Below are 11,297 nucleotides of genomic sequence, written 5' to 3'. Positions count from 1 at the left end.
CTCCACGGCTTGTCTGCTCGTGTGCTCGTCAGTTCCCAGAAAATAAAAACTCCAGCCCCGCTCATTCCCCTTCTCCAGCAGCCGTAATAAAAGGTCATACCCGGTCACCCGTTCAGGGATGGGCTCACCCTTTCTTTTGGCTGCCAGCACAATTCCAATTCCGTCAGGAACAACGAGATCCGCAGCACGGATAATTTCCTGCAGCAGTTCATCGGACTGGCTGGCGAGCGTAATTTCCGGATTGGCTGTGATCAGATGAAACAGGCCGGAGCGTTCCTTGCGGATCTGCTCTGCCAGATACAGTGTCGTCTCCTCAAGCGTCAGCTTGGAGAACGGCACACCCAAAATCGAAACAGAATTCCCCATAATCACTTGTCCTCCCAGTCTTCAAGCACATTCCAGCCCACCGCAGGCTCTCCCTGCAGCGGGTACATCGTTCCCGTATAAATCTGCTTGTTATGTATTCCTGTCTCCAGATAATGCTCCATAATAGCTCTCGTAGACGCGGTCACTTTCAGCTCGGGAAGCTTGCTGTTATCTATCCACAGCAGCTCTCCTTCCTCACTTTCCACCAGTCCGCTGTCTGCAGACACACTTCCCATATACACGTATTGTACACGGATTTCCTGATTACCCTTGTTCCGGTTAACGATGTATCAAAGCGTCAGTCCCTGGAATGCCCGCTCCGTTAATCCTGTCTCTTCCTCAATCTCTCTTATGCAGGCACGCTTCGGATCATTGTGTTCCCCGTCCTCCAAATGCCCTCCGATAGGGACCAGATATTCGCCAAGAAACCGGCTTGCGGACTTTTTTTGCAGAAATAACAATTCCCCCGCTTCATTAAATAAAAAAGCCACGGCCATTTGTCTCAGCAGCATAATCAATCACTCCAGTCACGGATAAACACTAGGCTAGATCACATATCGAAATAGGAACGCGAAGGAAAATTATACCATAAAAAATTTGAACAGGTCATGACAAATTATGATACTGCAGGGAATTTGACCCTGGCAGGTGAATAAGTGTAGAAGCTTAATCCATTGGAGGTCATTACATGTTAATCAATGTGCTCGATAAAGGATATGTCCGGCTGGTTAATCATATGGGCAGCGATCTGACTGTTGTGAATGCAGCGCGGGTCTCCTATGCCAAACAATCGGATGAACTGAGTGAAAAAGACATCCGGCTGATTCAGTTTCTGGCCCGGGAAGGGCACACTTCACCCTTTAGGCATGCTGTAATCCAGTTTGAGATCTATGCTCCGCTGATGGTAGCGAGGCAGTGGTGGAAGTATGTAGTAGGCTCGGCCCATTATGAGGGCACCGGCGACAGTCTGGAGGCCTGGAATGAATCAAGCCGCAGGTATATTACGGAGGAACCTGCCTTTTATCTGCCTTCGGGCGGGGAGTGGCGGAGTGCACCGGAGAATTCCAAGCAGGGCAGCGGCAGCCTGATCTCTTGGGAGCTTGGAGCGAAATACACGAAGGAGCTGATGGACTACACCGAACTCGGCATGCAAAAATACGAAGCAGCCCTGTCGGACGGCATCTGCGCCGAACAGGCAAGGCTGTTTCTTCCGGCTTACGGACTTTATGTCCGCTGGTACTGGACGGCTTCGCTGCAATCTGCTGCCCACTTTCTCCAGCAGCGGCTGGAACATGATGCCCAGAAGGAAATTCAGGATTATGCCAAAGCCATACTTAGCATGGTGAAGACATTATTCCCGGTAACTGTTGAAGAACTGTTATCACGCTAGCTGCTCCTTATTAGCTGTGCGGAAAGACTGCATTGCCGCTGCGGCGGAAGGAATACAGCAGCCAGGCACAGGAAATCCCCACACCCGCCGCACAGACAAGAAACACCGCCATGTACGTCCGGCCTTGCCCGGCAGCTCCGGCCCCTATTACCAGTCCGTCGGCGGCTGTGCCGAACATCATCCCGATATTGCGGGACAAGGCCAGCAGGCTGCTGACCATGCCAAGCTGAGGCTTGGCGGCAAGTCCCATGACAAGGCTCGTATTGGGCGAGGTAATCATCCCCATCGAGCAGCCCAGCAGCACAACGGGCAGAACCATCATCCCTGCACTCAGCAGGGATGAGCCAAAGGCCAGGGCCAGCAGCGTGGCACTCATCAGCAGCAGCCCTGCGGCCAGAATTCCTGCCGGCCCTTTGCGGTCGGCTAAGCTGCCGCTGATTGGCGCCGTCACCACCAGCGCCAGCGGATACCCGATCATGATCAGCCCGACCCAGGCAGGCTCGGAACCGGACAGCCGCAGCAGCGAGGGCAAGGCCAGCTGTGCGGCGAACGCCGCCATATAGGTGATGACCGTTATGGCAATGCCGGCGGCAAAGTTCCGGTCAGCAAATAGCCCCCGTCCGGGAACGGCTGCAGTGGCAGTGCTTCGGGCAGACGCTTCACCCGTTCCTACTGCCGCAGCAACCGTATTCGAAGCAGATCCGCCCCCGTTCCCCGGCCGGTACGCGCGCACATGGGCGGCATAAGCAGCTGCTGTACCGGCCGAAGCTGCAAACAGCAGCAGCACCGGCAGGGACAGGAAGGAGGAACGTCCGCCGAGATCAACAGCGATCATCAGCGAGGACAGACCTACGGCAAACCATACGGCCCGGCCGGGGTCCAGCCTGCCTCCAGCGGTTTCCGTGTCCCGGGGAATCAGCCTTTGAGCGAGCAGACCTACCGCACCGGCGACTGCGGCCAGCAGCCAGAAATTGCTCTCCCAGGAGAACCACTGGATTAGGAAGCCGCCGAGTCCCGGGCCTGCCATTGAGCCTGCGGCAACAAATGTGCTCATCAGCCCCAGCGCCCTCCCCCGCTGCTCTTTGGGGAACACGGAAACGATAAGCGCCATATTGGTTGCCTGATACATCGAGGCCCCTATGCCCTGAATTACCCGAAACCCCAGGAGCAGTACAGCATTCGGAGATAGCGCACAGCCGAGCGCCCCCAGGGCGAATGCGAATAAGCCCAAGTTATGCACCTTACGGCGGCCAAGCATATCCCCCAGCCTGCCCATCACGGGCAGCAGCACAGAAATGACAAGCAGATAAATGCTGACGATCCACTGTGCCGAAGCCACCGGAATCTGCAGGTCATCCGCGATATCGACAAGTGCGATATTAAACATTCCGGCAGACAGGTTGGACAGAAATGCGCCCAGGCAGATGACCACTTTTACCGCCGGAAGGTTGGCCGGCCGGCTGGACGTCGTGACCGAGAAGCTCATAGGATGTTTTGCAGCGCGGTCTGATGCCAGATATTCCAGTTGTCTTCCACTTCCGCGGCTGAAGCTACTACTCCGAAATAACCCTTCATATTCTCCAGCGTCATCTCATGCGCCGCCCGGGAGTAGGATGCGCAGGCATCCTCGACCATTACAATATGGTAGTCCAGCATGAAGCCGTCCCGGGCCGTGGATTCTACACATACATTGGTGCTGACTCCCGTCATGATCAGGGTCTCGATCCGCTGCGAGCGCAGAACGGAATCAAGCCGGGTATTGATAAAAGCGCTGTACCGGTGTTTATTGACCACAATATCCTCAGGCAGCGGAGCGATCTCAAAAAATTCAGCCCCCCAGCTTCCACGGCGGCAGACTCCGAGCGAACCGCGCCCGGAACGCGAGGTCCAGACCGGCGAATCGGTTGCTTTCTCATGAAAGGTCTGGATATATATAACCGGAACCCCATGCGCCCTCGCCGCGGCGATCAAGCCATGCAGCTGCGGCATCATCGCCTTCACCCCTGCTACATCATTTCCGCGTGCGGCAAGCTCACCCTCCGGGTGGCAGTAATCATTCTGTACATCTACGATGATCAGCGCACTTTTCTCCGGCATAATTAAATCTGCTGTCAATTCCATTCTCGTCACCTCATTGTTTAGTAGGCCATCCGCCTGTCAGTTCCCTGCCGCCTTCTTTACAAACTGCATATCGACAAGTCCGTCATACGTATATTCCCCTTTATAAATCCCGGTCTTGATCATGACGTTCATATCTTTATCCAGCGCTTCCTGCGAAATGATTCCGTCCGGACTCCACAGCTGGTCTGCATAAGCCCGATCAATCGCCGCCTGCGCCGATGCACCAGAGAGCGTCGGGAACTCCGCCTTCAGCACCTCCATCGCCAGGTCCTTGTCCTTTTGGATCGTTTGGAGGGCTTTGACTACAGCGTTAACCACCTTCTGGACCGTTTCCGGGTCCTTCTCCAGCGTGGATTTCTTCACACTCAGCACGGAATATGCATAATCGCCCAGGTCATGGAATTTGTAGAAGGGCTCGTCCCATACGCCTTTATCGATCCCGTCGCTAATCTGCGGCTCGGCCCCGTTGGCTATATCTGCCGCGCCCTGCTGAACCATTGCCACCACGGTCGAGCCGTCCGCCGGCTCCAGCAGCCGCACATCCTTCTGCGGATCAAGCCCCAGCTCCAGCAGCAAATATTGGGTCAGCAGGTTCGGTGTTCCGCCATGCCGGCCGGCATTAATCTTTTTATCCTGGAGGAATGCCTTCAGATCTTCATCCGAAGCGCTTGCCGGAGCCGTTCCCTTTTTAGCCATCAGATATACATTCGCACGGTTCACGACATTGCTCACTGAAACGATCGGGTCGGAGTTGCCGATATTCGCCAGTGCATTCGATTCCGGCCCGCCGATTACTCCCCAGGCATCCCCGCTGACCACGGAAGTCACATGTGTACCCCCGGTTGCCTGCAGCATCTCTATCTCCAGTCCTTCTTCTGCAAAATACCCCTCGCGCTGGGCCACATACAGCGGCAGATAGCCGGTGTAGTGCAAAGGCTCGGAAATGACCAGCTTCTTCAGCCCTTCCGTTTCGGCGGCAGCGGCTTCGGCACCGGTATTGCTTTTAGAACCGCAGCCCGAAAGCAGAAGCATCGCGGAAACCAGCGTCAGGACGGCAGACAGCTTTACTTTTTTCATGTTCATAAGTAGTTTCTCCCCTTTTTCATAAAAATCGTTCTTCCCGCCTTACGCCTTCTTCATTCCGTACCCTTTGGACAGCCATTTCTCCAGCAGCACAACGCCTGCATACATCACCATGGACAGCACCGATAGGACGACAACCCCCACCCAGACGAGATTGATATCGAGAATCGTCCCGGCATAAATGACCATGCGGCCGATCCCGTGGCTGGAAGCGATGAATTCTCCGACAATCGCCCCGGCCAGCGAGAGGGCGATATTAATCCGCAGGCTGCTGATCATCCAGGGCATCGCCCAGGGAATGACGACCTTCGTAAAAACCTGATGCCGCTCGGCCCCAAGGGAGTACATCAGCTTCTCCATATCCTTGTCCACACTCTGCACCCCGCTGTGCGCAGACAGCGCTGCAACCACCACGGTCATGGCAAAAGCGAGCGCCACCTTCGAGAAGAACCCGATGCCCAGCAGTATAACCAGTACAGGTGCCAGCGCCAGCTTGGGCATCGCGTTCAGCAGGATCAGGAAGGGTTCGCTGATTCCGGCAAATCTGCGCGACCACCAGAAGGAAAGGCCGAGCAGCGAACCCAGCAGAGTGCCGCTTATGAACCCGAGAATGGTCGAACTCGAGGTATACGCAATATCCTCTAGCAGCGTCCCTTCTGTAATCTGGGTCCATGTGGTATTCAGGATGCGGACCGGACTGCTCCAGTAATAAGCATCCATCCAGCCGATCCGTGTAAACAGCTCCCAGCAAAGCACTATAAGGACTGCTACAGACAACCGTCCAAAACTGATGATCCGCTTATTGCGGCGGGCCAGCGCTTCTTCGTCCTGAATGAACGGCTCCGCCTGCCTTTTTTCCGTTTTCAGCGCACTGTTCCCGGACGCCTCCAGCTTGTGAATGACGTACCCTTTCTTTTGCACACTCTCCATCCGGTTCTCCTCCTCAAAGTTTGATTAGCTTAGCCTTACTATTTCTCAAGAAATATGCGCCGCCGATTCCTCATGGCCCCCTGACAGCAGAGCAAGCAGATGGGCTTTTAGCTCCATAAAGGAAGCTGATACGGTATCCTCCTGATGCCGGGGCCGCGGCATGTCCACAGAAATCTTCGAAATAATCCGTCCCGGACGCCCGGAGAAGACATAGATGTCGTCTGACAGGTAGATGGCTTCATCAATGTCATGCATAACAAACAGCACCGTCTTGCGGAAATCCTCCCAAATCTCCAGCAGCCAGTTCTGCATCGTCAGCCGGGTCTGGGCATCCAGCGCCCCGAACGGCTCATCCAGCAAAATAATGTCCCGGTCATACAGCAGTGTACGAAGCAGCGCCGCCCGCTGCCGCATGCCGCCCGACAGCTCCGCCGGATAATGGCCGCCGAAGCCCTTCAGCCCGTAACGGTCCATCAGCGGCTGCGCCCGGGCAACCGCCTCTTTGCGCGGCACGCCGCGAATTTCCATCCCGAGAATAATATTGTCCAGAATGGTCCGCCAGGGCAGCAGCATATCCTTCTGCAGCATGTAGCCGACATGCCCGGTTTTCCCGATTATATCCTCTCCATCCGCCAGCACCCGGCCGGTTGATGGAGGCATCAGTCCGGCGATGATATTGAACAAGGTGGATTTACCGCAGCCGCTGGGACCGATAATACTGACAAACCTGCCCTCTTCAATGGAAAGATTCGTTTCCTGCATCGCAATAATCTCCTGTCCGTCACGGCGGAACCACTTGCTTACACCGGCGATTTCAATCTTCGTTTTCATTTTGGACCCTCCCGGATTTGGATTGATAAACAAAAAGCCGCCAGTTTTAGACACAGCCCCAGGGCTAATGTCTGAAAACTGACGGCAGGTCGGCTCTCCTACTTTCAGAGTTCCAACGTAACGTTCAGGTAATGCTCCAAGTCTTTCTCCAAAATTATGATCGTACCGGAATACTCGGTCTCCACATCATAATCTTTAAGAACGGCTTTGATATTCAATTGAAATTCATCCATAAAAGCCTGCTTAATCTGAGTCTTGAACACTTCATGCAGCACCAGATTAATCCCGCGGCTGGCCGCAGCATCATGGGTGTCCAGCACCTTCAATACAGGGACCCGGCTGTTAATGGATAAGATAATAATCTTGTTTCCGACAAAATCAACCTTCTGCTGCTTAACACCGGCGTTGAATAACCTCTTATTGATTTCGTTGTAAATCCTTAGAATATCCTGTTTCCATTGTCCGGCGGAAGCGATCATAGCGATCACTCCTTCATAGCTATTGATGATGTTATAATATCTGACGAAAATACTGGATAATCCATAATCGCCTATTACTTATACATCATTATAGATAAAATGATAGAGTTGTCAACAGATATTACGTAAGAATTAATGACACGTATGTATAAAAACGCGTTTGATGTAATGAAACATTACACAAAACAAAGGAGCCGCAAGCAAAAAGAAGCAAAAAAGCTTCTTGCTTGCAGCTCCATTCTACATAGCCGATATGATCAATTGTAGTAAGGCCAGCCTGACGAATCCCAATACAAATCGCTTATCAGCAGCTTGGGAGCACCGTTCTCCGCAACACTATAGGAATGGCGGGCGATCACACCCGTGCCGTAGACATCCTGGCCGCCCGGCCCCACCCAGCTGGTGTTCCCGCTGTCGATTACCGTGGCGCCGCCATCCTTCATTGCCGTACCATCCTTGGCATAATACGGTCCAAGCACACTGGTTGACCGGCCGACCGCAACCTTGTAAGTGCTGCTGGTGCCCTGACAGCACACTCCGATGGAAACGAACAAATAGTAGTAGCCGGTGCTGCTGTTATAGACAAGGCTCGCGCCCTCAATCCCCCCGGACTTCGTCGCGATCCGGTAGGAATTGCCCGTCGGCTTCATGGTTGATTTGCTGATAGAGGTAATGTATATCCCATTACTCCAGGAACCGAAGACCATCCACAAGTTCCCGTTTGCATCTGCAGTAATATTAGGGTCGATGGCATTGTAATTGGAAGCATCCGTGGAACTGATTACCATTCCCTGGTCCGTCCATACTCCCCCGGAGATCGATGGGGTTGTTACCAGTCCGATCGCGGAAACTCTGGAACCAAACGTGGAGATTGAATAATACAAATAATACTTGCCGTTATAATAGTAAATATCCGGTGCCCAGACATCGAGCTTTACGTGATTCGGAACATAAGTATTCCACCAGGAGGGTTCTGAGGTGAAAATCGGCAGTGAGCGGACATAATTGGTACCATTCGTTGAAAAGAGCACCTGAATCCCGGAGCCCGTGCTGAATACCCAATGGGTATTGCCTTCTTTGATGTAAGCCGGATCATGCACATTCGTGTCTCCCGTTAATGACCAGGTTGCTGCACTTGCAGGAAATACAGTCGAGAAAATTAGGAAGACAGACAGCAGCAGCACGTAAACTTTTTTCCTGGATTTAATCATTTCCCACGCTCCTTTAATTAATTTATACATGAATCTATTCATAATAAATTATACTAAATCCACTCTTGTCCAAAATGTGATATCGCTTACATTGTAAATATCTTTTCTGATTTAATTTTTTTCGCGCTAACATCAGTTTTCGTTAAAGTTACTCTTCTTGCACACTTCTTAGCACCCGATCAAAACAGGCGCAGCCCGGGAGTTTTATTTCACATTTATCGAAAGTAAATTTAATTTCATAGCGCACTTTGGAAATAACATGATGAAAAATGAACTTTTTGTCATCCGTAACAGAGTGGAATGGTATAATCTATCATTATTAACCGAAGGGCAATGTTCTTCAGACTATCCGAAGACAACCCCGCAGACTGCTGCGGGGTTGTCTTTTTTTATATAGATATTTTGGGGCTATGAAAGGTGGAGGTAAAGATGAGTATGGAGCAGGAACCAGGAGCAATTTTCACCAGGGATGAGTTAATCAGTCAATTCAAAAGCTGCGGAGTCAAAGAAGGACAGCACCTGCTTGTGCATACCTCTCTCAGCAAACTGGGGTTTGTCGTTGGCGGAGCGGAGACTCTTATCCGGGCTCTTCTGGAAATCGTCGGGCCTGAGGGCACTATAATGATGCCTTCGCAGACGTGGAAGAATCTCGATCCCACTACTGGTGTGCATTGGGAAGCGCCGGCAGAATGGTGGCCCGTCATCCGGGAACATTGGCCGGCGTATGACAAAGAGGTTACCCCGGCTATCGGCATGGGCGTTGCCGCCGAAATGCTCCGCAAATGGCCGGGGGCCCGAAGATCAGATCATCCTGCCCGTTCTGTCGCAGCGGTCGGCAAATATGCGTCCTACCTTACGGAGAATCACGATCTGAGCAATATTTTTGGCGAGGGCTCTCCCTTGGATAAGCTCTACCGCTTGAATGGTTCTGTGCTCCTGGTCGGTGTCGGCCATGACAAGAACACTTCACTGCATTTAGCGGAGACCCGTGCTTCTTTCCCCGGTAAACAAACGGTCTATGAGAGTAGCGCAGTTAGGGTAGAAGGCAAGCGGGAGTGGATTACATACCCCACCCAGGCCGTGGACGACAGCGATTTTGTCCGCTTAGGAACCGCATACGAGGAAGAAATGAAGCTGACCGTTCATCGCATCGGCAACGCCGAGGTCCGGCTGCTGGAACAGCGTCCGCTCGTCGACTGGGCAACAGCCTGGATGGAGCGGCACCGGGCTTAAATCTTTGACGGTTCCCAGGCAGAGAATGATTATAACTGTGCCAAAGAACCTTCATCATACAACGAAGCATCCGCTGCCTGGAGATAAGGTGTCCAGTCCGCTGTTGTGTACAGCATTAAACGGTGCATCGCCCGCGTGCATGCGGTGTAGAACAGCTTCCGTTCGCTCTCCCGGTGATACGTCTGCGAAGAAGCATCATAGATAAGCACAGCGTCGAATTCGACTCCCTTGGCAAGATATGCGGGGATAACCAGCGCCCCCTTTTCAAAGGTAAGGGTCTTCTTCGTAATAAGCCGCAGTACCTCCGGGCCTTGCGCCGTCAATGCTTCATAAGCCTCGCGGCTTTCCGCAGCGGTCTTCGTAATGATGGCAATGGAGTCGTAGCCCTCTGCCTGGAGTGCTGCGACATCTTCAAGGATCCGCTCCACCCGCGCGGCGCTCCCGCCGGTCTGCGTGAGACAAGGCTTCCTGCCGTGTCTGTCGAACGGCACGATCTCTTCGCCCGGCAGCATGGACTTCGTGAATTCCACAATCTCCCGAGTTGAGCGGTAGCTCCGGACTAGCCGGATCAGTCTTGTGTCTTCTTCACCATGCAGCCGGATCAGCGAGGAATCCGCCTCATGCAGATTCGTGGCCTGGGGAAAAATCGCCTGGCCGAAATCGCCCAGCACGGTCATTCGCGCGCGGGGAAACAGCCGTTTGAGATAGGCATATTGGAACGGCGAATAATCCTGGCCTTCATCGACAAACAAATGCCTTACCACTGTGTTCGTCCGTACACCCTCCAAGAGTTCTTTTAGATACAGGAACGGGGTGGCATCCTCATAGAAAAGTTCGCTGCGCCCCAGCTTCTCTTTCGTCTGCCTGCAGATTTCAGTCCAATGCTCAGGCACTCCGGCCTCATCCGTCATCGTCCGGTAAGCAGCCTCCTCTCCAAACAACTGGCTATAGAGCCCAGTCATATCTACGAACATGAACCGTTTTATTTCCCGTTTCAGCGGTTTGAAATGCTCCTTCACAATCATCCGCTGCAGCAGTTCTTCTTGCTGAAGGCCGAAGTCGAAGACATTCTCTTCTCCCTGCTCCTGTCCGCGAAGGTCTCCATACTGTTCTACATACTCCTGAGTAAAATCAAAGACGACGGTCTCCCGCTGAACCTTCTTGAGCAGGGCGCTGTAAGCATCGGCATATTGCTCGTTGTCGAGATAATCAAGCTCATCCTGAACCCACGGCTCTTCTTGCTCCTTAAGCTCAAGTGAAGCCAGCTCCCGCAGCAGCCATTCCTGCAGCAGTGTAACTCGGTTAGCCAGGCGGATGGAGCTGTCGTAGCTGTAAAACTGCAATTTCATCTTCTCTGCGGTAATCAGCTCGCGGTCCCGGAAAGAGATACTGCGGAATAACATCCCTTCATTCCCGAGCCACAACGCGTAGTGCTGGAGAGCCTGCAGGAAATCTTCCGAAGCCTTGTACCGCATCCCGCTCATCCGCGCTTCATACCCGGAGGCAGACTCCGGATTCATCGCATACTCGATCTGCTCGAACGGGTCTTCCAGCCGAAACGCCGAGCCCAGCAAGTAGGCAAGATATTCCTGAAAGGTCGTCTGCTGCATATTCTCTTCCCCCAGCTCGGGGCAAGACTGTAGACACATAGCT

At 53.1% G+C, this 11,297-nt stretch carries 13 protein-coding genes; 2 read left to right on the top strand and 11 right to left on the bottom strand.

Annotated features, from left to right (window positions below; all coding sequences use genetic code 11):
* From AQR02_RS33245 to AQR02_RS00490, 3 genes are all read right to left on the bottom strand, one after another.
* Positions 1–366: WecB/TagA/CpsF family glycosyltransferase (locus AQR02_RS33245; RefSeq protein ID WP_245237001.1), on the bottom strand; the 366-nt coding region annotated here is incomplete at its 3' end.
* A gap of 2 nt (positions 367–368) precedes the next feature.
* Positions 369–608, bottom strand: coding sequence for an NUDIX hydrolase (locus AQR02_RS00495; protein WP_054938921.1), 240 nt, complete (start codon positions 606–608; stop codon positions 369–371).
* Positions 609–656: 48 nt separating this feature from the next.
* Entirely contained in the window at positions 657–878 is a 222-nt protein-coding gene (locus tag AQR02_RS00490) for an NUDIX hydrolase (protein ID WP_054938920.1), read from the bottom strand.
* Positions 879–1,054: 176 nt separating this feature from the next.
* Here AQR02_RS00490 and thyX point away from each other — a divergent pair, with 176 nt between their 5' ends.
* A complete protein-coding gene (gene thyX, locus AQR02_RS00485; protein ID WP_054938919.1) occupies positions 1,055–1,756 on the top strand; it encodes an FAD-dependent thymidylate synthase in 702 nt (233 codons plus the stop codon).
* A gap of 10 nt (positions 1,757–1,766) precedes the next feature.
* Here thyX and AQR02_RS00480 read toward each other — a convergent pair whose 3' ends face one another.
* The 7 genes from AQR02_RS00480 to AQR02_RS00450 all read right to left on the bottom strand — a co-directional run bounded on the left by AQR02_RS00480 (position 1,767) and on the right by AQR02_RS00450 (position 8,411).
* Positions 1,767–3,242, bottom strand: a complete 1,476-nt coding sequence (locus tag AQR02_RS00480) for an MFS transporter (protein ID WP_054938918.1) — start codon at positions 3,240–3,242, stop codon at positions 1,767–1,769.
* On the bottom strand, positions 3,239–3,877 hold the full coding sequence (locus AQR02_RS00475; protein ID WP_054938917.1) for a cysteine hydrolase family protein: 639 nt from the start codon (positions 3,875–3,877) through the stop codon (positions 3,239–3,241). The genes AQR02_RS00480 and AQR02_RS00475 overlap by 4 nt, the downstream gene beginning before the upstream one ends.
* A gap of 36 nt (positions 3,878–3,913) precedes the next feature.
* A complete protein-coding gene (locus AQR02_RS00470; protein WP_054938916.1) occupies positions 3,914–4,960 on the bottom strand; it encodes an ABC transporter substrate-binding protein in 1,047 nt (348 codons plus the stop codon).
* Positions 4,961–5,002: 42 nt separating this feature from the next.
* Positions 5,003–5,890 (bottom strand): ABC transporter permease, encoded by an 888-nt coding sequence (locus tag AQR02_RS00465; protein ID WP_054938915.1) that lies wholly within the window; start codon positions 5,888–5,890, stop codon positions 5,003–5,005.
* 45 nt (positions 5,891–5,935) lie between these two features.
* Positions 5,936–6,721 carry an ABC transporter ATP-binding protein gene (locus tag AQR02_RS00460; RefSeq protein ID WP_054938914.1) on the bottom strand — a complete coding sequence of 262 codons (786 nt, stop codon included), beginning with the start codon at positions 6,719–6,721 and terminating at the stop codon, positions 5,936–5,938.
* A gap of 104 nt (positions 6,722–6,825) precedes the next feature.
* The gene (locus AQR02_RS00455) at positions 6,826–7,200 is read right to left on the bottom strand and encodes a Na-translocating system protein MpsC family protein (protein ID WP_187388753.1); all 375 of its coding nucleotides are present in this window, start codon (positions 7,198–7,200) and stop codon (positions 6,826–6,828) included.
* Between the two features lie 257 nt (positions 7,201–7,457).
* Positions 7,458–8,411, bottom strand: a complete 954-nt coding sequence (locus AQR02_RS00450; RefSeq protein ID WP_054938913.1) for a family 43 glycosylhydrolase — start codon at positions 8,409–8,411, stop codon at positions 7,458–7,460.
* Positions 8,412–8,840: 429 nt separating this feature from the next.
* Here AQR02_RS00450 and AQR02_RS00445 point away from each other — a divergent pair, with 429 nt between their 5' ends.
* Positions 8,841–9,644 carry an AAC(3) family N-acetyltransferase gene (locus AQR02_RS00445; RefSeq protein ID WP_054938912.1) on the top strand — a complete coding sequence of 268 codons (804 nt, stop codon included), beginning with the start codon at positions 8,841–8,843 and terminating at the stop codon, positions 9,642–9,644.
* A gap of 29 nt (positions 9,645–9,673) precedes the next feature.
* Here the strand turns inward: AQR02_RS00445 and helD are convergent.
* On the bottom strand, positions 9,674–11,297 hold a 1,624-nt coding region (helD, locus tag AQR02_RS00440; protein WP_342447434.1), incomplete at its 5' end, for an RNA polymerase recycling motor HelD.

This window comes from Paenibacillus ihuae (assembly GCF_001368795.1).
GTDB classification, from domain to species: domain Bacteria; phylum Bacillota; class Bacilli; order Paenibacillales; family Paenibacillaceae; genus Paenibacillus_AQ; species Paenibacillus_AQ ihuae.
The sequence above is the reverse complement of the archived record's forward strand: the minus strand, read 5'-3'. Positions and strand labels throughout refer to the sequence as shown.

Coding starts and splice junctions, on each gene's coding strand:
- AQR02_RS00490 (WP_054938920.1), bottom strand. CDS start 878: ATGCTGCTGAGACAAATGGCCGTGGCTTTTTTATTTAATGAAGCGGGG.
- thyX (WP_054938919.1), top strand. CDS start 1,055: ATGTTAATCAATGTGCTCGATAAAGGATATGTCCGGCTGGTTAATCAT.
- AQR02_RS00480 (WP_054938918.1), bottom strand. CDS start 3,242: ATGAGCTTCTCGGTCACGACGTCCAGCCGGCCGGCCAACCTTCCGGCG.
- AQR02_RS00475 (WP_054938917.1), bottom strand. CDS start 3,877: ATGGAATTGACAGCAGATTTAATTATGCCGGAGAAAAGTGCGCTGATC.
- AQR02_RS00470 (WP_054938916.1), bottom strand. CDS start 4,960: ATGAACATGAAAAAAGTAAAGCTGTCTGCCGTCCTGACGCTGGTTTCC.
- AQR02_RS00465 (WP_054938915.1), bottom strand. CDS start 5,890: ATGGAGAGTGTGCAAAAGAAAGGGTACGTCATTCACAAGCTGGAGGCG.
- AQR02_RS00460 (WP_054938914.1), bottom strand. CDS start 6,721: ATGAAAACGAAGATTGAAATCGCCGGTGTAAGCAAGTGGTTCCGCCGT.
- AQR02_RS00455 (WP_187388753.1), bottom strand. CDS start 7,200: ATGATCGCTTCCGCCGGACAATGGAAACAGGATATTCTAAGGATTTAC.
- AQR02_RS00450 (WP_054938913.1), bottom strand. CDS start 8,411: ATGATTAAATCCAGGAAAAAAGTTTACGTGCTGCTGCTGTCTGTCTTC.
- AQR02_RS00445 (WP_054938912.1), top strand. CDS start 8,841: ATGAGTATGGAGCAGGAACCAGGAGCAATTTTCACCAGGGATGAGTTA.